19 protein-coding genes are annotated in these 23399 nt (G+C 61.6%); 11 read left to right on the plus strand and 8 right to left on the minus strand.

Annotated elements, in window-relative coordinates; translation table 11 throughout:
- The first annotated feature begins 41 nt into the window (after window positions 1–41).
- The 9 genes from HRH33_RS07605 (at window position 42) to pcaC (ending at window position 8228) form a co-directional block, all read left to right on the plus strand.
- Window positions 42–899 (plus strand): CoA transferase subunit A, encoded by an 858-nt coding sequence (locus tag HRH33_RS07605; RefSeq protein WP_123480511.1) that lies wholly within the window; start codon window positions 42–44, stop codon window positions 897–899.
- On the plus strand, window positions 899–1678 hold the full coding sequence (locus tag HRH33_RS07610) for a CoA-transferase subunit beta (RefSeq protein ID WP_034137294.1): 780 nt from the start codon (window positions 899–901) through the stop codon (window positions 1676–1678). The genes HRH33_RS07605 and HRH33_RS07610 overlap by 1 nt, the downstream gene beginning before the upstream one ends.
- Window positions 1675–2877, plus strand: a complete 1203-nt coding sequence (gene pcaF / locus HRH33_RS07615) for a 3-oxoadipyl-CoA thiolase (RefSeq protein WP_173603576.1) — start codon at window positions 1675–1677, stop codon at window positions 2875–2877. Before HRH33_RS07610 ends, pcaF begins: the two co-directional genes overlap by 4 nt.
- Window positions 2878–2900: 23 nt before the next feature.
- The gene (pcaH, locus tag HRH33_RS07620; RefSeq protein WP_034137295.1) at window positions 2901–3605 is read left to right on the plus strand and encodes a protocatechuate 3,4-dioxygenase subunit beta; all 705 of its coding nucleotides are present in this window, start codon (window positions 2901–2903) and stop codon (window positions 3603–3605) included.
- Window position 3606: 1 nt separating this feature from the next.
- Window positions 3607–4173, plus strand: coding sequence for a protocatechuate 3,4-dioxygenase subunit alpha (pcaG, locus tag HRH33_RS07625; RefSeq protein ID WP_167416465.1), 567 nt, complete (start codon window positions 3607–3609; stop codon window positions 4171–4173).
- A 173-nt stretch (window positions 4174–4346) separates the two neighbouring features.
- Complete coding sequence (locus HRH33_RS07630) at window positions 4347–5642, plus strand: MFS family transporter (RefSeq protein ID WP_173603378.1); 1296 nt, start codon at window positions 4347–4349, stop codon at window positions 5640–5642.
- Window positions 5643–5652: 10 nt separating this feature from the next.
- Complete coding sequence (locus HRH33_RS07635) at window positions 5653–7017, plus strand: 3-carboxy-cis,cis-muconate cycloisomerase (RefSeq protein WP_167416467.1); 1365 nt, start codon at window positions 5653–5655, stop codon at window positions 7015–7017.
- 10 nt (window positions 7018–7027) lie between these two features.
- The gene (gene pcaD, locus HRH33_RS07640; RefSeq protein ID WP_094064709.1) at window positions 7028–7819 is read left to right on the plus strand and encodes a 3-oxoadipate enol-lactonase; all 792 of its coding nucleotides are present in this window, start codon (window positions 7028–7030) and stop codon (window positions 7817–7819) included.
- A gap of 10 nt (window positions 7820–7829) precedes the next feature.
- Window positions 7830–8228, plus strand: a complete 399-nt coding sequence (gene pcaC, locus HRH33_RS07645) for a 4-carboxymuconolactone decarboxylase (RefSeq protein WP_034137300.1) — start codon at window positions 7830–7832, stop codon at window positions 8226–8228.
- Between the two features lie 43 nt (window positions 8229–8271).
- Here pcaC and HRH33_RS07650 read toward each other — a convergent pair whose 3' ends face one another.
- The 5 genes from HRH33_RS07650 to HRH33_RS07670 form a co-directional block, all read right to left on the minus strand.
- A complete protein-coding gene (locus HRH33_RS07650; RefSeq protein WP_167416468.1) occupies window positions 8272–9834 on the minus strand; it encodes a M91 family zinc metallopeptidase in 1563 nt (520 codons plus the stop codon).
- A 122-nt stretch (window positions 9835–9956) separates the two neighbouring features.
- Complete coding sequence (locus HRH33_RS07655) at window positions 9957–10856, minus strand: polysaccharide deacetylase family protein (protein WP_034096322.1); 900 nt, start codon at window positions 10854–10856, stop codon at window positions 9957–9959.
- 84 nt (window positions 10857–10940) lie between these two features.
- Window positions 10941–12191 (minus strand): OprD family porin, encoded by a 1251-nt coding sequence (locus tag HRH33_RS07660; RefSeq protein WP_167416469.1) that lies wholly within the window; start codon window positions 12189–12191, stop codon window positions 10941–10943.
- A gap of 137 nt (window positions 12192–12328) precedes the next feature.
- Complete coding sequence (locus tag HRH33_RS07665; protein ID WP_167416470.1) at window positions 12329–13942, minus strand: J domain-containing protein; 1614 nt, start codon at window positions 13940–13942, stop codon at window positions 12329–12331.
- 11 nt (window positions 13943–13953) lie between these two features.
- Window positions 13954–15651, minus strand: a complete 1698-nt coding sequence (locus HRH33_RS07670; protein ID WP_034096325.1) for a molecular chaperone HscC — start codon at window positions 15649–15651, stop codon at window positions 13954–13956.
- 256 nt (window positions 15652–15907) lie between these two features.
- Here HRH33_RS07670 and HRH33_RS07675 point away from each other — a divergent pair, with 256 nt between their 5' ends.
- Window positions 15908–16360 carry a hypothetical protein gene (locus tag HRH33_RS07675; protein WP_040267536.1) on the plus strand — a complete coding sequence of 151 codons (453 nt, stop codon included), beginning with the start codon at window positions 15908–15910 and terminating at the stop codon, window positions 16358–16360.
- A gap of 78 nt (window positions 16361–16438) precedes the next feature.
- Here HRH33_RS07675 and adeC read toward each other — a convergent pair whose 3' ends face one another.
- From adeC to HRH33_RS07690, 3 genes are read right to left on the minus strand one after another with little or no spacing between them, the layout of a single operon-like run.
- Entirely contained in the window at window positions 16439–17896 is a 1458-nt protein-coding gene (gene adeC, locus HRH33_RS07680; protein WP_034112333.1) for an AdeC/AdeK/OprM family multidrug efflux complex outer membrane factor, read from the minus strand.
- Window positions 17893–21054: an efflux RND transporter permease subunit gene (locus HRH33_RS07685; protein ID WP_123480502.1), complete on the minus strand. Its 3162-nt coding sequence runs from the start codon at window positions 21052–21054 to the stop codon at window positions 17893–17895. The genes adeC and HRH33_RS07685 overlap by 4 nt, the downstream gene beginning before the upstream one ends.
- 3 nt (window positions 21055–21057) lie before the next feature.
- A complete protein-coding gene (locus tag HRH33_RS07690) occupies window positions 21058–22203 on the minus strand; it encodes an efflux RND transporter periplasmic adaptor subunit (protein ID WP_034137305.1) in 1146 nt (381 codons plus the stop codon).
- A 286-nt stretch (window positions 22204–22489) separates the two neighbouring features.
- Between HRH33_RS07690 and HRH33_RS07695 the strand changes: the two genes are divergently transcribed.
- On the plus strand, window positions 22490–23122 hold the full coding sequence (locus tag HRH33_RS07695) for a TetR family transcriptional regulator (protein WP_034137306.1): 633 nt from the start codon (window positions 22490–22492) through the stop codon (window positions 23120–23122).
- Window positions 23123–23399: the final 277 nt, after the last annotated feature.

The raw sequence follows: 23399 nt of genomic DNA on the forward strand, positions 1-23399 counted from the left end.
CCTCAGCGCCTTTTTCGATCAACACCGGGAGCCCGACCCCCATGGCTGAAATCCTTGCCCTGCGTGATGCGGTAAAGCAATTCGTCAACGACGGCGACACCGTCGCACTGGAAGGTTTTACCCACCTCATTCCTACGGCAGCGGGTCATGAAATCATTCGTCAAGGCAAGAAAGACCTGACGCTGGTACGCATGACACCTGACCTGATCTACGACCAGTTGATCGGCGCCGGTTGTGCCCGCAAGCTGATTTTTTCCTGGGGCGGCAACCCCGGCGTAGGCTCCCTGCATCGTCTGCGGGACGCAGTCGAAAAGCAGTGGCCGCAACCGCTGGAGATCGAAGAACACAGCCACGCCGACCTGGCCAATGCCTACGTAGCCGGGGCCTCCGGCCTACCGTTCGCGGTGCTGCGCGCTTACGCCGGTTCCGACTTGCCCAAGGTCAACCCGCTGATCAAGAGCGTGACTTGCCCATTCACCGGCGAAGTGCTGGCAGCGGTGCCGTCGGTGCGCCCGGATGTCACGGTGATTCACGCGCAGAAGGCCGACCGCAAGGGCAACGTGTTGCTCTGGGGCATTCTCGGTGTGCAGAAAGAAGCCGCGCTGGCCGCCAAGCGTTGCATCGTCACCGTGGAAGAAATCGTCGACGACCTGAATGCGCCGATGAACAGCTGTGTGCTGCCGACCTGGGCCCTGACAGCGGTGTGCCATGTGCCCGGCGGCGCGCACCCGTCCTACGCCCATGGCTACAACGAGCGGGATAACCGTTTCTACCAGGCGTGGGACCCTATCGCTCGCGACCGTGAGACCTTTACCGCATGGGTCGACGACTACATCCGCGGCACTGCCGATTTCACTGAGTTCCAGGCCAAGCTGGCCGCCGCACCGGAGGCCAAGTAATGACCTATTCGACCAATGAGATGATGACCGTCGCCGCCGCGCGCCGCCTCAACAACGGTTCGGTGTGCTTCGTCGGCATCGGCCTGCCCTCCAAGGCCGCCAACCTGGCGCGCCTGACCTCATCGCCGGACGTGGTGCTGATCTACGAGTCCGGCCCGATCGGCGCCAAGCCGTCCGTGCTGCCGCTGTCCATCGGTGATGGCGAGCTGGCGGAAACCGCCGACACCGTGGTGCCCACTGGGGAAATTTTCCGTTACTGGCTGCAAGGCGGGCGCATTGACGTGGGCTTCCTCGGCGCGGCCCAGGTCGACCGTTTCGGCAATATCAACACGACCGTGGTCGGCGATTACCACCAGCCCAAGGTGCGTTTGCCGGGGGCCGGGGGCGCGCCGGAAATCGCCGGCTCGGCCAAGAGCGTGTTGATCATTCTCAAGCAGTCGGCGCGCTCGTTCGTCGACAAGCTGGACTTCATCACCTCGGTCGGCCATGGCGAAGGCGGCGACTCGCGTAAACGGCTGGGTCTGCCAGGCGCAGGGCCTGTAGGGATTATTACCGACCTGTGCGTCATGGAGCCGGAGGAGGGCACCCATGAGTTCGTGGTCACCGCGCTGCATCCCGGCGTGACCCGTGAACAGGTGGTGGCCGCCACCGGTTGGGCGATTCGTTTCGCCGAACAGGTCAGCACCACCGCCGAACCCACTGAGGCCGAGCTGACCGCGCTGCGCGACCTTGAAGCCCGCACCGCCGCCGCCCACGGCCAAGCCCCGGGAGAAGCCTGATGCGCGAGGTATTTATCTGCGACGCCATTCGCACCCCCATCGGCCGCTTTGGCGGTGGTTTATCCAGCGTACGCGCCGACGACCTGGCGGCGCTGCCGATCAAGGCGCTGATGGCGCGCAACCCGTCGGTGCAATGGGACGCGGTCGATGAGGTGTTCCTCGGCTGTGCCAACCAGGCCGGCGAAGACAACCGCAATGTGGCGCGCATGGCGTTGCTGCTGGCCGGCCTGCCGGAGAGCGTGCCGGGCGTGACCCTCAACCGTTTGTGCGCCTCGGGCATGGAGGCCATCGGCACTGCGTTTCGTGCCATTGCCAGCGGCGAGATGGAGTTGGTGATTGCCGGTGGCGTCGAGTCGATGTCCCGAGCGCCCTTCGTGATGGGCAAGGCCGATGCCGCGTTTTCGCGCAACATGACGCTGGAAGACACCACCATCGGCTGGCGCTTTATCAACCCGTTGATGAAAGCCCAATACGGCGTGGATGCGATGCCGCAAACCGCCGATAACGTGGCCGACGATTACAACGTCTCCCGCGCCGACCAGGACGCGTTCGCCCTGCGCAGCCAGCAACGCACGGCTGCCGCGCAGGCCGCCGGTTACTTTGCCGAGGAAATCGTGCCGGTGCGGGTCGCCCATAAAAAAGGCGAAACCGTGGTGGAGCGCGACGAGCATCCACGGGACACCACCCTGGAAGCCCTGGCCAAACTCAAGCCGGTCAACGGCCCCGACAAGAGCGTCACCGCCGGCAATGCCTCGGGGGTCAACGACGGCGCGGCGGCGCTGATTCTGGCGTCCGCCGAGGCTGTGCGACAACACGGTTTGACGGCCCGCGCCCGCGTATTGGGCATGGCCAGTGCCGGTGTGGCCCCGCGCGTAATGGGCATCGGCCCGGTGCCGGCGGTGCGCAAACTGTTGGCCCGTCTGGACCTGGCAGTAAGCGATTTCGATGTGATCGAGCTCAACGAAGCCTTCGCCAGCCAAGGCCTGGCCGTGCTGCGTGAACTGGGCCTGGCCGACGATGCGCCGCAGGTCAACCCGAACGGCGGCGCTATTGCCCTTGGCCATCCATTGGGCATGAGCGGTGCGCGGCTGGTCTTGACGGCCCTGCATCAATTGGAAAAAACCGGCGGCCGCAAAGGCCTGACCACCCTATGCGTGGGCGTCGGCCAAGGCCTGGCCCTGGCGATCGAACGCGTCTGAGTCTAATAAGAGAGGATGGCTCCATGAGTGATAAGCCCGGTTACCGGCGCCCCCAGGCGGGCACCCAGCCTGAATACCTGCATCCGGCGTACCAGTCGACGAACCTGCGTTCGCCGTCCAAGCCGTTGGTGTTTCTGCCCCATTCCTTGTCGGAAATCACCGGCCCGACCATCGGCGCCGAGCGGGTCGGTGAGAAGGACAACGACCTCACCGCCCAGCATGACGGTGAGCCCCTGGGCGAACGCATCATCATCCATGGCCGCGTGCTGGATGAAAACGGTCTGCCGGTGCCCGGTATTCTGGTGGAGATCTGGCAGGCCAACGCGGCCGGGCGCTACAACCACCCGCGCGACCTGCACGATGCGCCGCTGGACCCCAACTTCACCGGCACCGGGCGTACCGTTACCGACGCCGACGGGTGGTACCAGTTCCAGACCATCAAGCCCGGCGCCTACCCGTGGGGCAACCACCACAACGCGTGGCGCCCGGCCCATATCCACTTTTCGCTGTTCGGCCCCAGCGTGCTCACGCGTTTGGTGACCCAGATGTATTTCCCCGGCGATCCGCTGCTCGAATACGACCCGATCTACAACTGCGTGCCGGACACCCGTGCCAAGGAACGCCTGATCGCGCGTTTCGATCTGGAAAAAACCATTCCGTCCTATGCCCTCGGCTACCGCTGGGACATCGTCCTGCGCGGCCGCGATGCCACGCCGATGGAGAAATAAGATGACACTCAACGCAACCACGTCCCACACCGTCGGGCCGTACTACCACATTGGTCTGACCTGGCTGAACCGCGAAGACCTGACCACCCCGGCCACCCTTGGCGAGCGCGTGGCGATCAGCGGGCAAGTGGTGGATGGCAAGGGCGAGGTCGTCAATGACGCCATGCTGGAAGTCTGGCAGGCCAACGCGGCCGGCAAGTACAACCACCCCGAGGACGAGCAGGACAAAGCCCTCGACCCGAGTTTTGAAGGCTTCGGCCGCGTGCCGGTGGACGCCGAAGGGCGGTTTCGCTTCACCACCATCAAACCGGGTAGTGTGCCGGGGCTCAACGGCACGACCCAGGCACCGCACTTGGTGATATTGGTGTTTGCCCGTGGTCTGGTGAAGCACTTGCTTACGCGGATTTATTTCGATGGTGAAGCACTGAATGGGGATGACCCGCTGCTGGCCTGTGTGCCCGTGGAGCGCCGGAGTACCTTGGTGGCCAAGCCGGACGCGCACGGTGTGTATCAGTGGAATGTGATTTTGCAGGGGGCCGATAAGGAAACGGTGTTCTTCGATTATTGATTCGTTTGGTAGGGCCTGATCGGGGGCAAGCCCCCTCCCACAGTTGATAGGCGGTGCGGTCAAGATGTGGGAGGGGGCTTGCCCCCGATCAGGCCGTCTCAGGCACCGCTTTCGGAACATGGCTGTTGCAAAGTGTGTCTAGGCTATAACCGTTCCCACTGAGTGAAAACACTATGACCACCACCACCAGTCATTACACCGGCGAAGAACGCAGCAAGCGCATCTTCGCGATTGTCGGTGCCTCTTCCGGCAACTTGGTCGAATGGTTCGACTTCTACGTCTATGCCTTCTGCGCCATTTATTTCGCTCCGGCGTTTTTCCCATCGGATGATCCCACCGTTCAACTGCTTAACACCGCCGGTGTGTTCGCCGCCGGGTTCCTGATGCGGCCGATCGGCGGCTGGCTGTTTGGTCGAGTGGCCGATAAGCATGGGCGCAAGAACTCGATGATGATCTCGGTGCTGATGATGTGCGCCGGGTCGCTGGTTATCGCCTTTCTGCCCACCTACAAGGATATCGGCGCCTGGGCCCCGGCATTGCTGCTGGTGGCGCGGTTGTTCCAGGGGTTGTCGGTGGGCGGCGAATACGGCACCACGGCCACTTATATGAGTGAGGTGGCGCTCAAGGGGCAACGCGGCTTCTTCGCCTCGTTCCAATACGTGACGCTCATCGGCGGGCAATTGCTGGCCGTGCTGGTGGTGGTGATCCTGCAACAGCTGCTCAGCGAAGAGGAACTGCGCGCCTGGGGCTGGCGCGTTCCGTTCGTGATCGGCGCGATTGCCGCGCTGATCTCCTTGTTGCTGCGTCGCACCCTGAAAGAAACCACCAACCAGGAAACCCGCCAGGACAAAAACGCCGGCAGTGTGGCCGCGCTGTTCCGTCATCACAAAGCCGCGTTTATCACCGTGCTGGGCTACACCGCCGGCGGTTCGCTGATTTTCTACACATTCACCACCTACATGCAGAAGTACCTGGTGAACACCGCCGGCCTGCACGCCAAGACCGCCAGCTTCATCATGACCGGCGCGCTGTTCTTGTACATGTGCATGCAGCCGTTGTTCGGCATGCTCTCGGACAAGATCGGCCGACGTAACTCGATGCTTTGGTTCGGCGCACTCGGCACGCTGTGCACGGTGCCGATCCTGTTGACGTTGAAAACCGTGACCAGTCCGTTTCTGGCATTTGTGTTGATTTCCCTGGCGCTGGCGATTGTGAGTTTCTACACCTCCATCAGCGGCCTGGTGAAAGCCGAAATGTTCCCGCCCCATGTTCGCGCCCTCGGCGTCGGGCTGGCTTACGCCGTGGCCAATGCGCTGTTCGGCGGCTCGGCGGAATATGTGGCGCTGGGCTTGAAGTCCATAGGCATGGAAAACACTTTCTACTGGTACGTGACTGGCATGATGGCGGTGGCGTTCCTGTTCAGCTTGCGTCTGCCGAAACAGGCGGAATACCTGCACCACGATCTGTAAGGACTGAGTTATGACGTTGCGCACGAGCAACCAACTGTTCGACGCCTATTTCACCGCCGACAGCATGGCCGAGGTGTTCTGCGACCAGGGGCGCTTGCAGGGCATGCTGGATTTCGAAGCCGCTCTGGCCCGGGCGCAGGCGCGCGTCGGGTTGATTCCGCCAGCGGCCGTGGCACCGATTGCCCAGGCGTGCCTGGCATCGCTGTACGACGTGGATGCCCTCGGCATGGCGATTGCCTCGGCGGGCAACTCGGCGATCCCAGTGGTGAAAGCCTTGGGCAAATTGATTGCCAGCGAGGACGCCGATGCCGAGCGCTATGTGCACCTGGGCGCCACCAGCCAGGACGTGATGGACACCGGCCTGGTCCTGCAACTGCGGCGTGCCTTGGTGTTGATCGAAAGCGACCTGGCGCAATTGGGCGATGTGCTGGCCGCGCAAGCCCAGCGCTATGCCGCGGTGCCATTGGCCGGGCGCACCTGGTTGCAACATGCGACACCCGTGACCCTGGGCATGAAAATCGCCGGATGGCTGGGCGCGGTGACGCGCAGCCGGCAACGTCTGGCCGAACTCAAACCGCGTTTGCTGGTGCTGCAATTCGGCGGCGCCTCCGGCACGTTGGCGGCGTTGGGCGAACAGGCCATGCCGGTGGCCGAAGCCTTGGCCGCCGAACTGCACCTGAGCCTGCCCGATCAACCCTGGCACACCCAGCGTGATCGCCTGGTGGAGTTCGCCAGTGTGTTGGGCCTGATCGCCGGCAGCCTCGGCAAGCTGGGGCGGGACATCAGCCTGCTGATGCAGACCGAAGCGGCGGAAGTGTTCGAACCTGCCGCGCCGGGCAAGGGCGGTTCTTCCACCATGCCGCACAAACGCAACCCGGTGGGCGCCGCCGTCCTGATCAGCGCCGCCACTCGTGTACCGGGGCTTGTGGCCACTATGTTCAGCGCCATGCCCCAGGAACACGAGCGCAGCCTGGGCCTGTGGCATGCCGAGTGGGAAACCCTGCCGCAGATTTGCCGGTTGGTTTCCGGTGCCTTGCAGCAGGCGGTATTGCTGAGCCAGGGCTTGGAGGTCGACCCGGCGCGCATGGCGCGCAACCTCGAATTGACCCAGGGCCTGGTGCTGGCCGAAGCGGTGAGCATTGTGCTCGCCCAGCGCCTGGGCCGCGAAACCGCGCACCATCTGCTGGAGCAATGCTGTCAGCGGGCGGTCGCCGAGGGGCGCCATCTGCGCGCGGTATTGGCGGACGAACCACAGATCAACGCCGAACTGTCCCCCACGGAGCTGGATCGCTTGCTCGACCCGGCCCATTACTTGGGGCAGGCGCACACTTGGGTCAGCCGCGCCGTGACCGATCATTTTGCATTGACTGCCTGAGGAGACTGCTGTGGCTTTTGTACAACTCGCCGAGGGCGACCTGCACTACCAACTGGAAGGCCCGGTGGATGCGCCGGTGTTGGTGCTGTCCAATTCGTTGGGCACCAACCTACGTATGTGGGATACCCAGATCCCGGCGTTCACCGAGCATTTTCGCGTGTTGCGCTATGACACCCGTGGGCATGGCAAGTCGCTGGTGACCGAGGGGCCTTACAGCATCGAGCAATTGGGGCGCGATGTGCTCGCGCTGCTGGATGGGTTGCAGATTCGCCGCGCGCATTTTTGCGGGTTGTCCATGGGCGGCCTGATCGGCCAATGGCTGGGCATTAACGCCGGTGAGCGCTTGCAGCGTCTGGTGGTGTGCAACACCGCCGCCAAAATTGGCACGCCCGAGGTGTGGAACCCACGCATCGAGACCGTGCTGCGCGATGGCGCGGACGCGATGGTGGCCTTGCGCGATGCGTCGATTGCGCGCTGGTTCACCCCCGACTTCGCCGCTGCCAACCCACACCAGGCCAAACTGATCACCGACATGCTCGCCGCCACCTCGCCCCAGGGCTACGCGGCCAACTGCGCGGCGGTACGGGATGCGGATTTACGCGCAAACCTAGGGGCGATCCAGGTGCCGACCCTGGTCATCGCCGGCAGTGAAGATGCCGTCACGCCGCCAGCGGGTGGGCACTTTATCCAGCAACAGGTCAAGGCTGCCGAGTACGCCGAGTTCTACGCCGCGCACCTGTCCAATGTGCAGGCCGGTGCTGCGTTCAGTGACCGGGTGATTAAATTCCTGTTGTGCCGCTAAGGAGCTTTTCGTGGACGAGAAACAACGTTACGCCGACGGCCTGCAAGTGCGTCGTGAAGTGCTGGGCGATGCCCATGTCGACCGCAGCCTCAACGCGTTGACCGAATTCAACAGCGAGTTCCAGGAGATGATCACCCGTCATGCCTGGGGCGATATCTGGACCCGACCGGGCTTGCCCAGGCACACCCGCAGCCTGATCACCATCGCCATGCTGATCGGCATGAACCGCAGCGAAGAACTCAAGCTGCACCTGCGCGCCGCCGCCAGCAACGGCGTGACCCGCGCCGAGATCAAGGAGGTGCTGATGCAGAGCGCCATCTACTGCGGGATTCCGGCGGCGAATGCGACCTTTCACCTGGCCGAGTCGGTGTGGGATGAGCTGGGTGTGGAGTCGCGGGAACCGGTTTGAACAGGGGTTTCCCGCGCAGGCGTGGAGGGCTCGGACCTCAGGTCTATGGATTCTCAAAGACACGTTTGCGTAACGGCAGACCCATCTCCCGCTTCAGGGCATTTTCGGTGAAGGGGGGCGGGTTGGTCGTGGTAGGGGCGGTGTTTGGGTCACCATCAAAGTCAAAAGGTGCTGAGGTGGTTTGCAGGCCCACGGCTTGCCGTTCCAGATTCGGCTCCTCGGTATTATTGTTGGCCGAGTCCGCCGTATTGCCCGGCACAAATGTGCCGGTGGCACCGTTGAACGCGTGGGCCATTTCATGGGCCAGGCCGGTGATTGGGCTGGAAGTTTCGTTATACATGGACAAAGGGTTGTAGAGGATTGTGCCGCGGTCAGCCTTTGCTCCCGGCTGACCGTCAACGATGAAACCTCGCTGTGAAAGCGTGAGCGAGTCCAAGTCACCTCCCGCTTCAAGGTGTTGTTCAATGGATGTGTTGTTGAAACCGTACAGCATGTCATCGCGGGCGCTTAATTCACGGAGGGTAATGGGGGCGTTGTTTTGCTCGGCCAGTTCGTCGGCCTTCTGCAACACGCCTTGGCCGGTCGGCGACATTCGCAACAGCTCCAGATTGTCCTCGAAGTTTTGTTTGAACTCGGCAGAGCCCTCTACTCGAAAGGCTTTTTTTCCGGCGTTACTGGGCTCTACATCGATCCGGCGTGAGTTGAGCGAGCTAACCACGTTGTCTGAGGGCTTGGCGTAGATCGTCGTATTGTCGTGGTAGGACCTGACCCTGTTGCTACCACGGCCGGTGTAGATGACCGCGCTGTCGTGGCTGACCATCAGGTTGTTACCACCGCCACCGTGCATCACGGCGTGGCGCTTTCTAGCGACCATTGTGTCGTCACCGTTTCCGCCGTCCATATGCACCATGCCTTTGGCGAGAGGCGTTACGGCATACATCCTATCGTTGCCATTACCGCCATACAGTGCAGTGCTACCGCTGCCCGCGACCAACAGGTCGTTGCCGTCCTCGCCCGAGGCCGCGCCGCGCCCACTGCCCATGACGATATAGTCGTCTCCTGCGCCACCCCTGATCTGAGTAGTGGCGCCACCGGCATGGGCGTAATCGTTACCGGCGCCCAGGTCGATGCGGATGAGGGGGGTAGTGACGTCGGGGGCAATCACTACAGAGTCGTTGCCGCCGTGGGTTTTGATATGCAGGGGTTGGAACTGCCCCAGGTCGGGTCGCGCGTGTAACTGGAGGGTGTAGGCCTTTGCGTTGACGGTGGCGAGCAACTTTCCTTCGGTGCCCTTGGTGATGTGGATGTTGTCTGCGCGGTTGCCGGTTTCCAGCACGATCTGGGTGGATATCAGGCTTACGTCGCCTTTTTTTGTCGCTGCGAATTCGAAATCCTGGGAGATTTTGACGTTCTTGTCTTGGAACAAAACTTCGTTGTTGATGTAGTTTTTTTCTCCGATTCTGCCAGCCGGAGAAGGCCGGGAGGCGGCGGTGAATGCATCGGAGTCAGGGCGTTTGTACTTGATCTCAACGGACGGCTCTGGCGGCGTCGTTGATGAATGGCCGGAGTAGGTCGTCGGGCGAGATGTGCTTGCGGAAATAGTCATACTGAAGGCTCGGGGTTGTTAACGGATGTGCCTTATCAGTTGGTTTGCACATAAGTCCCGTTCCGCGTGGGGTCTCCTCGATTGCTTTTCGCGATGTTTATTAATGCCACTCGGCTTTGGTTTTAGTGCGAGTCCGCATCCCACACCCAATTCCACACGCCCGGCAGGTGTACGGTGTCATTCACGTCCTTGACCGTACGGGCCAGGGCGGCGCGTTCCAGTGCTGGGTGGTCGGTGTAGAAAGGTTCTGCGGCGGTTTTCATGCCGTTGATGCGGGCGCTGTCCAACAGGATCTGCAAGTACTCCTGCAGGTGCCGCGCGGTGTAGCGGTTGATGTCGTGGAAGGTCACCACCACCGGGATCACGCCGTCCACCGTGGGCAATTCGCCGAGGGCGATGCGCTCGCGCACCACCGACAGTTGCCGATACAGATTGGCGCGTCGGCGTGGGCTGGCATTGAAACCCCAGATCTTGCCGTCATTGGCGCTCAGGTCCGTAAGCAGTACCTGCATACCGTGGCGTTGATAGGCGGCAAAGGTGCGGCGGTCATAGTTCCAGAACGGCGGGCGCACCAGGCGCGGCGGTGCGCCGGTGATGGCGGCGATATCGGCCGCACCCTGGGTGAGGGTGCGTTCCAGTTCGGCATCGTTGAGCCAGCGGTGATTGGTGTGGAAGGTGGTGGCGGTGTGAAACGCCAGCACATGCCCGCCGGCGTACTCGCGTTCCATGGTCTTGCGACCCCGCGAACTGCCGCCTGCGCGCGCGGATTCGGTCTGTAAGAAGAACACCGCCTTGATGCCCGGCAGCACCGGGTTGTGTGCCAGGTCGGCGATCACCGAGCGGGTCGGGTTGTTATAGCCCGAAGCACTGGGACCGTCATCGAAGGTCAACAGAAAGCGGATTGGCGCCTGGGCTTGCAGGCGTTGTTCGGTCTGGGGCGTCAAGGCGATTGGCGCGCTGATGCAGCCGCCGAGGCTCAAGGCCAGGGCAAGCACGGCAGCGGCGAAAGCAAAGGGTTTCATGGTGGGCACGGGCTCGGCAAAGAGGCCGCTGCTGGGCGGATCAGCAGCGGCAGGCGCGCACCATACAGCAAGTGCCGCGCCGGTTTACAGCAGACTGATCGGGTAACTGACGATCAGCCGGTTTTCATCGAACTCGTTGTTGCTGTAGTCGCGGCGCATGCTGGAATTGCGCCAGCGAACCGTCAGGTTCTTCGCCGCGCCGCTTTGCACGGTGTAGCCCACTTCGCTTTCGCGCCCCCATTCCTTGCCATCGGTGACGATGCCGCTGTGCACATTGCTGCCGCTGATATAGCGGTTCATCAGGGTCAGGCCCGGCACGCCGAGGGCGGCGAAGTTGTAGTCGTGGCGCACTTGCCAGGATTTCTCCTGGGCATTGTCGTAGCTTGAGTTGTAGCTGTCGTTGGCCAAGGTGCCGCCGCTGGTGCCGTTGACGCGCATCCACGCGCTGTCGCCGCTGAGCTTTTGCAGGCCCACGTAGAACGTGTTGCCGCCGTATTTGGCCGAGAGCAGGCCGGACCAGGTTTTATTGTCCAACTCGCCCGCGCGGGCGCTGCCGTCTTCTCTGCCATAGAAGAACCCGAGGTTAGCGCCCAAGGTCCAGTCGCCCACGGGCTGGCTGTGGATCAGGTTGACGAACTGTTGGCGGTAAATGTCCTTGAGTTGAGCGTTCCACAGGCCGATCTGGGTGCGCTTGTCGTTGAATACGTATTCGGCGCCTTGGAAGTTGAAGCGGTCCGAGGTAAAGGCCGTTTTGCCCACCATCGACATGTCCGACAGACTGCTGTCGTCGCGCGGGCTGTTAGCGCGGAATTGGCCGCCGTAGAGGGTCAGGCCCTCGATTTCCTTGGATGTGATCTGCCCACCGCGCAAGGTTTGCGGCAGGGAGCGGCCATCGTCGGCGCGCAGGATCGGCAGCACCGGCATCCACTCGCCCACCTTCAGCTCGGTCTTGGACAGCCGTGCTTTGAACGCCACGCCCAAACGCCCGAAGTCATCCGCCGGGCGGCCGTCGTGATCCAACGGCAACAGCTGGGTGCCGCCGGTGCCGCGTCCGCCGTCGAGCTTGAGCGAATACAGCCCCAGGACATCCACGCCGAACCCCACCGTGCCCTGAGTGAAACCGGATTTGGCGTCGAGGATAAAACTCTGCGTCCACTCCTGGGCGCCACCCTGGGTTTTGCTCGGGTTGGTGAAGTTACGGTTGAAGAAGAAATTACGCAGGTTGAGGTTGGCGCTGGCGTCTTCGAAAAAACCGTGGTCTTCGGCGACGGCAGGCAAGGCAAGACTGGCGACAGCGGTGGCCAGCAACAGCCGGCGCGGGTGGAAAGTGCTCATGGTATCGAACCTGTTGTTATTGGGGTTATGCAGGTGGCGGCCATGGTGCGCGGCGGTGCGTGGGCGGTTCAATCGGGGGAGGGCGGGTTGTGGGCGATGATCGAACGCAAGTTGCCGGGCGCTCAGGCCCGGCAGGCTCAGCGTTTGGGCAGATCGATGTGGGTCCAGGGGAACGCCGGCAGGTAATGCTGGGCCGCGATGATCACGGTCACCATCACCACCAGGAACACCGCTTGCCATGGGCTCCAGAACGCCCAATGCAGGCCGTTGAGCCACGGGTAGCCTTCGCTGAAGCGTTGGCTCATATGACCGATGCGTTTTTTGTGCAACAGGTTGATCAACACCATGCCGGCATAGGTGAACGCGCCGAGGACGCCGAGCATCAAGGCGCAGGCCACCAGCATGATCGCTTGCGGCACGCCGTGGCGGATCACCAGCCAATAGTCGTTGGGGTTGAGTCGCTTGGGGATCAAGCGCTGGCTCAGCCACAAGTCCAGCACTCTGTAGGTCGAACTCATCCCGGCCCAGAACTGCGTGACGCGAAAACCGATACCGGCCGGCACCAGTGCCATGAACATAAAGATCGACACCGACATCAAGCCCAGCTTGTCGGGCTTGGAGTGGGCGATGCTCAGGCCGATACCCAGGGCGAACACGGCCCACAACCGGATAAACACTTGGGTGTAGATCGGCCGTGGCACGAATTTGCGCCAGAAGAACAGGTCAGGCTGAGGCAGCCGCTCGATCAGTTGCGGATAACGCCAGGTCAGGGTCTCGGCCAGGTGCTGGCAGGCGTTCCATTCGTTTTCGCCGAAGGTGTCGATGATGCGTTTTTGTTGAGTGGTGGACATCGGCGTCAGCAATAAGCGCGCGGCCAGAGCGTCGGCGGAGTTGCGTCGGGTGTCCTGGGCTTTTTCTTGCAGATGAGTGAAGAAACTCTCCTGCTCACAACGCGACACCAACTGGCGCCACATCCACGCCGGTTCCGGGTACACCCCTTTCTGATCGTCCCAACCAAATGTCTGGCACACCCGTTCGAACAGCGGCACGCTCCATTGGGTGTCATGCAGCAATTGCAGAACGATGCGTTGCCACTGCTGCTGCAAGTCGAATACCTGTAACCAGGCTTGGCTGTTGTACTGGGTCAATTGGCTGATGAACTCGCGTTCGGCCTGTTGCTCCAGCAGTTCTTGCAAGGTGCGGCGATAGTCCTGCAACAGTTCGCCGGTCAGCGCCTCGTATTGCCAAGGGGTCATCGCTACCTGCTGCCACGGCGTCAGCCATTCCAGGTGCTGCGCGGCCCATTGGGCGATGGCGCTGCGTTCGCCGGGGGCATTGAAACAATGGCGCAACAGGCCGGCCTGGAACGCGTCGGCGCAACCCTGTTGCCGAGCCTGCGCCCAGCGTTCATCGAGGTTATGGGCATTGAGGCCGCAGATCAGCGCTTCGGCAGGGTCTGGCGCGGGGGCGTCGAACGGCGCCGGGCTGAGGGGGCGCACGTCCATCAGTTCGGCCAGATCGCTGAGGTTGTCGGGGGCCGCTTCGGCCAGCGGTGCCTCGACGGCCACTGCCTCGGCGTTGTCCATGCGCCAGCGCGCTTCGCTCAGCGCTTCTTCATAGGCCTCGCGCAGGCGCTGGAAGCCGGCGGCGTCTTCATCCGGGCGGCAGCTTTTGAGCAGCCGCGCATAGCTGCGTTTGATGGTGCGCTCGTCGGCATCTTCCGGCAGCTGCAGTACGGTCCAACAATCCATGTGATCTTTCCTCAGCGCCAAAAGCCGTTATCGAGCTGCTCCAGTTGCCGGGTCAGTTCGCTGCGGGCTTCGCGGATGCGGCGTTCGTCCTGGGTGTCGAGCACCTGCTGGAACTGAGCGGCCCAATGCCCGAGTTGTTCGCGCAGCTCACCCAGGCTTTCCTGATAGAGCCGTTCAAGGCGCGCGGTCAGAACGGTGTTGACCTGCTGGTCACGCGGATGAATCTTCAGTAGCGCCAGGGCTTGCAGGCGCTGCTGGATTTCCTGCGGGCTGAGCACACCTGGGTTGTTTTCGATCACCAGGGAATGTTGCTCGCCGGTCAGCGGGATATTCACCTGGGCTTCCAGCAGGCCGTTGTTGTCGTAGGTAAAGCGTACGTCCAGGGAGACTTCACCTGCCTTGCGCTTGGGCACGGCGATTTCCAGTTGGCCCAGTTCGATGTTGTCTTTCACCAAGCGGCTTTCGCCTTGATAGATCTTCAGCAGCACGCGGCTCTGGTCATCGTGCAGGGTGACCACACTTTTGACCCGGCTCACCGGCACGCTGCTGTTGCGTTCGATCAGGGGCAGGTAGTGGCCGCTTTCGATATGGCCGCCGTATTGGTTCGAGGTTTCGATGCCCAGGGTGTAGGGGCACACGTCGGTCAGCACCACTTCTTCCAGCGCGGCGGAACGCGCTTTGAGGGCGGCCTGGATTGCGGCGCCGTGGGCCACCACTTGGTCGGGGTCGAGGCTGATGGAGGGAAAACGCCCGAACAACCCGGCGGCGAGTTTGCGCACCAGCGGCATGCGCGTGGTGCCGCCCACCAGCAGGATTTCATCCAGGTCACTGACACGAATGCGCGCATCGCGCAGGGCGCGCTCGATTGGCGCGCGCAGGCGCTCCAACAGCGGCGTGTAGAGCTTGGCCAGCTCCGCTTGAGTGATGGTTTTTACCCACTGCTGGCCATCGACGCGCAGGGTGAAGTCGGCGCTGTCATCTTGGCCCAATGCCTTGCGTACGCGTTCGGCCTCGCGGCGCAAGGCGTGCAGCACGCTGCTGGTGGGCGGAAAGCCTTGGGCGTTGCGCTGGCTGTCGACGAAATGCTCCAGCAGCAGCGTGTCGAAATCTTCGCCGCCCAAGAAATTGTCGCCGGCGCTGGCGCGCACTTCCATGACCCCTTCGAACAGTTCGATGATCGACACGTCAAACGTGCCGCCACCGAGGTCGAACACCAGGAATGAGGTTTCTTTGTCGCGTTGATGCAGGCCGTAGGCGAGGGCGGCGGCGGTGGGTTCGTTGATCAGTTTTTCAACGTTGAGCCCGGCCAGCTCACCGGCAATGCGCGTGGCTTTGCGTTGGCCGTCGCTGAAGTACGCGGGCACGCTGATCACGGCTTCGGTGACGGTGTGGCCGTAGGTGCGCTCGATGTCTTCTTTCAGGCTTTTGAGCACCAGTGCCGAGAGTTCTTCCGGGCGGAACGAACGGTCGCCCAGGCGCACTTCGGTGGCGCTGCCCATGTAGCGCTTGAACAGCGACGTAGTCAGGTGCGGGTGAGTGTGCAGGCGCTCCTTGGCGGCCTGGCCGACCAGCACGCGCCCCTGATCATCCAGCCCGACTACGCTCGGGGTGAGCAATTGGCCAAGGGCATTGGGCACCAATTCGGCGGCGTCACCGCGCCAGACCGCTGCGAGACTGTTGGTCGTCCCCAGGTCGATTCCTACGATCATTACGACAAGCTCCCTCTGTGGTCTGTAAGAATCTGTAACCAATTTTCCCGAAAGGTTGAACGCAAAGCAAGACGGTGGCCGCTGACCCGAGCGGGCTGGCGGTATTTGCCGTCGCGAACGGGCTGCTCAACCTTTCAACCTTACGTTTCACCGCTGCGGTGTCTACTGTCAGGGTTGACAGTAGAACACGGGTTTTTCAGGGCGTAGTTTTGTGGTGGTCACAGTAGATGTTGAAGCACGCGAGGGAGGAAAACTCATGAGCTTCGGAAAAGATATAGGAGAGATCTTAACGTCCGGGGACAGGTTCGAGGCGAACTTGATCATTGATCACGGAAAGCCGGTGCCGATTAAATTTGACCACCTTGAGCTGGAGTCCTACATCAAGGGGTTGCAACTACGTATTCGCCTCGGCATCGAGGATAACCCCGGCTCCAAGAATGAGCTGACCCTTGAAGCCGACAAAGGTGAGCTGAAGGCACCCATGACATATCCGATCGGCCCGGGCCAGTTCATCCGTGCTCATTTTGGTCTGGAAGGTTATGTGGAGTACCTCCCTTCATCGTATTGGGGGAGTTTGACCGTCAACCGTCTCGAAACTGATGAGGCTAATAATAAAACTTCGATGGATCTCAGCTTCTCAATCGGTTGGAAGGCCACTGATGGCCGAGAACTGGAGGTCGATTGTTCAAAGCTTGAGATCAGCCAATGAGTTCATTGTGATACTGAGAAAAACGCACATAAAAAAACGCCTCCTGTCAGGGAGGCGTTTTTCTTGACGACGGCGTTATCAGAACGCCTTGAACGCCGGCGCTTCTTCTTTCAGCGGTTCATTCTTCGCAGTCTGCTCGTTCCAGCCACCGCCGAGGGCCTTGTACAGGTTGACCTCGCTGGTCAACTGCGCGAGGCGGTCGGTGATCAGCGATTGTTGCGCGCTGAACAGCTGGCGCTGGGCATCGAGGAACGTCAGGTTGCTGTCCACACCGATGCGGTAGCGACGCTCGGCCAGGCGGTAGTAATCCTGGTTGGCCTCGACGAAACCGCGTTGGGCTTCCAGTTGCTGCTTGTAGGTCGCCCGCGCGGCAAGGCCGTCGGAGACTTCCTGGAAGCCGGTCTGAATCGCCTTCTCGTAGTTCGCCACGTTGATCTCTTTCTGGATCTTCGAGTAGTCCAGGCTGGCGCGCAGGCTGCCGGCGTTGAAGATCGGGATGTTGATCTGCGGCGCGAACGACCAGGTGCCCGAGCCGCCTTTGAACAAGCCGCCCAGGTTCGGGCTGGCGGTGCCGGCGCTGGCGGTCAGGCTGATGCTTGGGAAGAACGCTGCACGGGCTGCGCCGATATTGGCGTTGGCGGCCTTGAGGTTGTACTCGGCCTGCACAATGTCGGGGCGACGTTGCAGCAGGTCCGACGGCAAGCCGGCCGGCACTTCGCTGAGCAGGTCATCCGACAGCGGCTGGCTGGCCAGATTGGCCGGCAGGCCGGTGCCCAGCAGCAGGGTCAGGTTGTTTTCGTCCTGGGCCACCTGGCGAGTGTAGCGGGCCAGTGACACCCGGGCGTTTTCCACCGAGGTGCGCGCCTGGCTGAGGTCGAGGGCCGAGGCCACGCCGACTTCGTTGCTACGCGAAGTCAGCTTGTAGCTCTGCTCGAACGCGGCGAGGGTGTCCTGGGTCAGCTTGAGCAGTTCCTTGTCGGCCTGCCAGGTCAGGTAGGCATTAGCCACACTGGCCACCAGGCTGATCTGGGTGCTGCGCCGCGCTTCTTCGGTGGCGAAGTACTTTTGCAGGGCTTCTTCACTCAGGCTACGCACGCGACCGAACAGGTCCAGCTCGTAGGAGCTGATCCCAAGACCGACCGAGTACTGGCTGGCGATCCTCGATTCGCCGGTCTGCGACAGGCGAGCCGGGGTGCGCGAGCGCTCACCGCTGCCCGTGGCCGAAACGGCCGGGAACAGGTCGGCGCGCTGGATGTTGTACTGCGCAGCGTAGGCATCGATGTTCAGGGCCGCGACACGCAGGTCGCGGTTGTTCACCAGTGCGGTCTGGATCAGCTGTTGCAGGGCAGGGTCATGGAAAAACTGCTTCCAGCCTTGCTCGGCGGCAGCCTGACCCGGCGCCTGGGCCGACGAATACGCCGGCCCCTGCGGGTACTGCGCTGCTACCGGCGCGTCGGGGCGCTGGTAGTCAGGGATCAGCGAGCAGCCACTGAGCACGAAGGCTGTGACGGCTAGGGAAAGTAGCGACTTGCTCATTGGCCAGCCTCGTTAGAAGTTTGCTTGGTTTCGGGTTCTTTGCGGTTGCCGATGGCCGACACGGTAGCGAAGAACAGCGGCACCCAGAAGATCGCCAGGACAGTGGCGGTGATCATGCCGCCAATGACGCCGGTACCGATGGCGTGCTGGCTGCCTGAACCGGCGCCCGAGGAGATCGCCAGGGGCAGTACGCCGAGGATGAACGCCATGGAGGTCATGATGATCGGCCGCAGACGCATGCGAGACGCTTCGATAGCCGACTCGACGATGCCTTTACCCTGTTCGTGAAGCTCTTTGGCGAACTCCACGATAAGGATGGCGTTTTTCGCTGCCAGACCCACCGTGACCAACAGGCCCACCTGGAAGAACACGTCGTTGGACAGCCCGCGCATGCTGGTGGCGATCAACGCACCCACCACGCCCAGGGGTACTACCAACACCACCGCAATCGGGATCGACCAGCTCTCGTACAGTGCCGCCAGGCACAGGAACACCACCAGCAGCGACAGCGCATACAACGCCGGTGCCTGGGAACCGGACAAGCGTTCTTCGTACGACAGACCCGTCCAGGCATAGCCCACGCCCGCCGGCAGTTGCTTGGCGATGCGTTCCACTTCGGCCATTGCTTCACCGGTGCTGTAACCCGGTGCCGGGGTGCCGAGGATTTCCATCGCGGCCACGCCGTTGTAACGCGAGAGCTTCGGCGAACCGTAGATCCACTTGCCGGTGGCGATGGCCGACAACGGCACCATCTTCCCGGAGTCGCTGCGCACGTACCACTTGTTCAGGTCTTCTGGAGACATGCGGCTGGCGGCTTCACCTTGCACGTACACTTTCTTCACGCGACCACGGTCGATGAAGTCGTTGACGTAGCTGCCACCCAGGGCAATCGCCAGGGTCTGGTTGATGTTGGATAGGGAGATGCCCTGGGCGCTGGCCTTCTCGTCGTCAACGGTGAGTTCGTATTGCGGCTCATCGTTCACGCCGTTGGGGCGCACACCGGCCAGGATCTTGCTCTGTGCCGCCATGCCCAGGAACTGGTTGCGCGCGGCCATCAACTTCTCATGACCGACACCGCCCTGGTCTTGCAGGAACACGTCGAAACCGGTGGCGTTACCCAATTCCAGTACCGACGGCGGCACGATGGCGAACACCATGGCGTCCTGGAACGTCTGCATGAAGTAACCCTGGGCGCGCTTGGCGATCTCGAACACCGAGGTGGACGCATCACGCTCGTCCCACGGCTTGAGCATCACGAACGCCAGGCCGGAGCTTTGGCCACGACCGGCGAAGTTGAAGCCGTTCACGGTAAACACCGATTTGACGCCTTTGCCTTCGCCCGGCTCACCTTCTTTATCGTTGAGCAGGAAGATACGCATGTCGTCGATGACTTTCTGCGTGCGTTCAGCGGTGGAACCGACCGGTGTTTGCACCTGGGCAAAGATCACGCCCTGGTCTTCGTCGGGCAGGAACGCCGCCGGGATGCGCATGAACAGCCAGATCATGCCGGCGAAGATCAGCAGGTACACCAGGAACGCCGGGATCTTGTGCTTGATCATGTTGCCCACGCCGCGCTCGTAGCTCACTACGCTACGGTCGAAGGTGCGGTTGAACCAGCCGAAGAAACCACGCTTGGGTTGGCCGTGCTTCTCGGGATCGATCGGCTTGAGCATGGTGGCGCACAGCGCCGGGGTGAAGATCAGGGCAACCAGTACCGACAGCGCCATGGCCGAAACGATGGTGATGGAGAACTGTTTGTAGATCACCCCGGTGGAACCGCCGAAGAACGCCATCGGCAACAGTACCGCCGACAGTACCAGGGCAATACCTACCAGGGCGCCCTGGATCTGGGTCATGGATTTGACCGTCGCTTCTTTAGGCGACAGGTGTTCCTCGGCCATCACCCGCTCGACGTTTTCTACCACCACGATGGCGTCGTCCACCAGCAGGCCGATGGCCAGGATCATGCCGAACATGGTCAGGGTGTTGATGGTGAAACCGAACGCCGCCAGGATGCCGAACGTCCCCAGCAATACCACCGGTACGGTCATGGTGGTGATGATGGTGGCGCGGAAGTTTTGCAGGAACAGGAACATCACCAGGAACACCAGCACGATCGCTTCGACCAGGGTGTGCACTACACCGGAGATCGATTCGGTCACCACTGGGGTGGTGTCATACGGCACCACCGCCTTCATGCCAGGCGGAAAGAACGGTTCCAGCGACGCCACGGTGGCGCGGATAGCCTTGGCGGTATCCAGGGCGTTGGCGCCGGATGCCAGTTTGATCGCCATACCGGAGGCCGGCTTGCCGTTGAACTGCGCGCTGATGCTGTAGGTCTGGCCGCCCAGCTCGATGCGCGCGACGTCCTTGAGGCGAACCTGGGAGCCGTCGGTGTTGACCTTCATCAGGATGTTGCCGAACTGCTCGGCGGTCTGCAGGCGTGTCTTGCCAATGATGGTGGCGTTCAGCTGGGTGCCGGGCAGGGCAGGCAGGCCGCCCAATTGGCCGGTGGCCACCTGTACGTTCTGTGCGGCGATGGCGGTGCTGACGTCGACCGGGGTCAACTGGTAGTTGTTCAGCTTGGCCGGGTCGAGCCAGATACGCATGGCGTACTGGGAACCGAACACCTGGAAGTCACCCACGCCGGCTGTCCGCGAGATCGGGTCCTGGATGTTGGACACGATGTAGTTGGACAGGTCGTCCTTGGTCATGCTGCCGTCTTCGGACACCAGACCGATCACCATCAGGAAGTTCTTCACCGACTTGGTCACGCGGATACCCTGTTGCTGCACTTCTTGCGGCAGCAGCGGGGTGGCCAGGTTCAGTTTGTTCTGCACCTGCACCTGGGCGATGTCGGGGTTGGTACCCTGGTTGAACGTTACGGTGATGGTCATGCTGCCGTCGGAGTTACTGTCCGAGGACACATACCGCAGGTTGTCGATACCGTTGAGCTGTTGCTCGATCACCTGCACCACGGTGTCCTGCACGGTTTGTGCGGACGCGCCTGGGTAGGTCACCTGGATATCGATGGCGGTCGGCGCGATGGCCGGGTATTGGTTGATGGGCAACTTCAGGATCGAGAGTGCCCCGACCAGCATGATCACCAGGGCAATCACCCAGGCGAAAATGGGACGGTCGATAAAGAATTTCGACATGGGTTACTCCCCTTTGCCAGCAGCGGCAGCAGGAGCAGCGGTACCGGCGGGCTTGGCGTTGTCCGCGTCCTTGACCTTGACCTCGGCGCCCGGCTTGACGTACTGCAAGCCTTCGGTGATCACACGGTCACCGGCGTTCAAGCCTTTTTCCACCAGCCAGTAGGCGCCGGCGGTACGGTTGGCCACCAGCTCGCGTTGCTCGACCTTGTTGTCCGCATTGACGATCAACGCCGTCGGAGTGCCTTTGAGATCGCGGGTCACGCCTTGCTGCGGTGCCAGGATCGCCTTGCTGTTCACACCGGCTTGCAGTTGGGCGTGCACGAACATGCCCGGCAACAGGGTGTGATCGGGGTTGGGGAACACGGCGCGCAGGGTTACGGAACCGGTGGTCTGATCGACCGACACTTCGGAAAATTCCAGTTTGCCGTCGTGCTTATAGTCGCTACCGTCTTCCAGGGTCAGCTTGACCTTGGCGGCATTGGCCCCGGCTTTCTCCAGTTGGCCGCTTTCCAGGTCGCGGCGCAGTTTCAGCATTTCGGCTGAAGACTGAGTCACGTCGACGTAGATCGGGTCCAGTTGTTGGATCACGGCCATGGCATCGGCCTGGCCATTGCTGACCAGTGCGCCTTCGGTCACCGAAGAACGGCCGATACGCCCGGAGATCGGCGCGAACACTTTGGTGTAGCGCACGTTGATCTGGGCGGTTTGAACGTTTGCTTCGGCGGTCATGCGATTGGCGACGGCAGTGTCGTATTCCTGACGGCTCACGGCCTGCTCATCCACCAACTGCTTGTAGCGGTCGCTGATGGATTTGGTCTGGCTCAGGCTGGCCTGGGCGCTTTTCAGGGTGGCTTCATAGACCGACGGGTCGATCTGATAAAGCTGCTGGCCTTCCTTCACGTCCGCGCCTTCCTTGAACAGGCGCTTGAGAATGATGCCGTTGACCTGCGGGCGAACTTCCGCGATGCGGAAGGCCGTGGTGCGGCCCGGCAGTTCAGACGTCAAGGTGAACGGTTGCGGTTGCAGGGTGACGACGCCGACCAGAGGGGTTTGAGCGGGCGGAGCCGCTTCTTCCTTTTTACATCCGCTGAGCAGCGATGCCAGGGCGACGGCAGTGACCAGAGCGGTAACAGCTGGCTTAAGTTGCATGAAGATCCTCGGGTCAGGCGCGCAGGGTGCGCACAAGAAGTGTGGAAGGGTAAAAAACAAGCCGTGAGTAGATAAGTAGCTTGCTACGCAATATACTTACGTTCATGGTTGTTTGTAAACTCTTGACAGGCTTTGCGGATTGTTGACAAAGCAATGTCCAAAGCCTCGATTTTAGTACGTTCGGTGCCCATGACGGCGTCGTCCCACAATTATTCAGATGATCGTTAACATCTATTAACACTGCGTTAACGATAGTCCCACGTGTTCTGATTGAGGTTTTACTGCCATGGTTCGTCGCACCAAAGAGGAAGCTCAGGAAACGCGCAGCCAGATTCTCGATGCCGCCGAGCAAGCCTTTTACGAGCGCGGCGTTGCGCGCACCACGCTGGCAGACATCGCCGCGTTGGCCGGCGTGACGCGGGGCGCTATCTATTGGCATTTCAGCAATAAGTCCGACTTGCTCCAGGCCCTGCTCGATACGTTGCACGAGCCGCTGGACGAGTTGGCGCGGGCCAGTGAAAGCGAGGATGAACTCGACCCGCTGGGCTGCATGCGCAAACTGCTGATTCGTTTGTTCCATCAAGTGGCCCTGGATCCGAAAACCCGACGCATCAATGAGATCTTGTTTCATAAGTGCGAATTCACCGACGAAATGTGCGACATGCGTCGTCAGCGTCAAACCCACAGCCTGGAATGCAACCTGCGTATCGGCCTGACGCTGCGTAACGCGGTCCATCGCGGGCAACTACCGGAAAACCTCGACACCACGCGGGGAGCCGTGTGCCTCCATGCGTACATCAACGGGCTGATCGGCCAATGGTTGCTGGTACCCGACAGCTTTCAATTGCAGCAGGAAGCCGAACGTTGGGTAGAGGCCGGGCTGGACATGCTGCGCTTGAGCCCCAGCCTGCGCAATTGAGACAAAATGCGTAATTGCGTCCAGTTGTGTCAACAGTAAAGCCTAAGGACGGTCAATCGTCCTTCTGACTTATTCGTGGGGTGACTTTATATACGGGCTGGCCGGCGCTTGATAGGTAGCCGCCTAAGTATTTTGTAGGGATTTTGTTGCAATGCTGTGAAGGAATGTTACCTAGGGCAAAGTGAGAGGGGGCGTGCCCCCGATAGCAGAGTGCTGGGCAGCTTATAGCCGACCCACCGCTATCGGGGGCAAGCCCCCTCCCACATTTGCTTAGTGT

This window comes from Pseudomonas rhodesiae, assembly GCF_013285305.1.
Lineage (GTDB): Bacteria > Pseudomonadota > Gammaproteobacteria > Pseudomonadales > Pseudomonadaceae > Aquipseudomonas > Aquipseudomonas rhodesiae.

Excerpts from the sequence above, each read along its gene's own strand:
- HRH33_RS07605 (WP_123480511.1), top strand. The coding sequence starts at position 42 with ATGGCTGAAATCCTTGCCCTGCGTGATGCGGTAAAGCAATTCGTCAAC.
- HRH33_RS07610 (WP_034137294.1), top strand. The coding sequence starts at position 899 with ATGACCTATTCGACCAATGAGATGATGACCGTCGCCGCCGCGCGCCGC.
- pcaH (WP_034137295.1), top strand. The coding sequence starts at position 2,901 with ATGAGTGATAAGCCCGGTTACCGGCGCCCCCAGGCGGGCACCCAGCCT.
- pcaG (WP_167416465.1), top strand. The coding sequence starts at position 3,607 with ATGACACTCAACGCAACCACGTCCCACACCGTCGGGCCGTACTACCAC.
- HRH33_RS07630 (WP_173603378.1), top strand. The coding sequence starts at position 4,347 with ATGACCACCACCACCAGTCATTACACCGGCGAAGAACGCAGCAAGCGC.
- HRH33_RS07635 (WP_167416467.1), top strand. The coding sequence starts at position 5,653 with ATGACGTTGCGCACGAGCAACCAACTGTTCGACGCCTATTTCACCGCC.
- HRH33_RS07650 (WP_167416468.1), bottom strand. The coding sequence starts at position 9,834 with ATGACTATTTCCGCAAGCACATCTCGCCCGACGACCTACTCCGGCCAT.
- HRH33_RS07655 (WP_034096322.1), bottom strand. The coding sequence starts at position 10,856 with ATGAAACCCTTTGCTTTCGCCGCTGCCGTGCTTGCCCTGGCCTTGAGC.
- HRH33_RS07660 (WP_167416469.1), bottom strand. The coding sequence starts at position 12,191 with ATGAGCACTTTCCACCCGCGCCGGCTGTTGCTGGCCACCGCTGTCGCC.
- HRH33_RS07665 (WP_167416470.1), bottom strand. The coding sequence starts at position 13,942 with ATGGATTGTTGGACCGTACTGCAGCTGCCGGAAGATGCCGACGAGCGC.
- HRH33_RS07670 (WP_034096325.1), bottom strand. The coding sequence starts at position 15,651 with ATGATCGTAGGAATCGACCTGGGGACGACCAACAGTCTCGCAGCGGTC.
- HRH33_RS07675 (WP_040267536.1), top strand. The coding sequence starts at position 15,908 with ATGAGCTTCGGAAAAGATATAGGAGAGATCTTAACGTCCGGGGACAGG.
- adeC (WP_034112333.1), bottom strand. The coding sequence starts at position 17,896 with ATGAGCAAGTCGCTACTTTCCCTAGCCGTCACAGCCTTCGTGCTCAGT.
- HRH33_RS07685 (WP_123480502.1), bottom strand. The coding sequence starts at position 21,054 with ATGTCGAAATTCTTTATCGACCGTCCCATTTTCGCCTGGGTGATTGCC.
- HRH33_RS07690 (WP_034137305.1), bottom strand. The coding sequence starts at position 22,203 with ATGCAACTTAAGCCAGCTGTTACCGCTCTGGTCACTGCCGTCGCCCTG.
- HRH33_RS07695 (WP_034137306.1), top strand. The coding sequence starts at position 22,490 with ATGGTTCGTCGCACCAAAGAGGAAGCTCAGGAAACGCGCAGCCAGATT.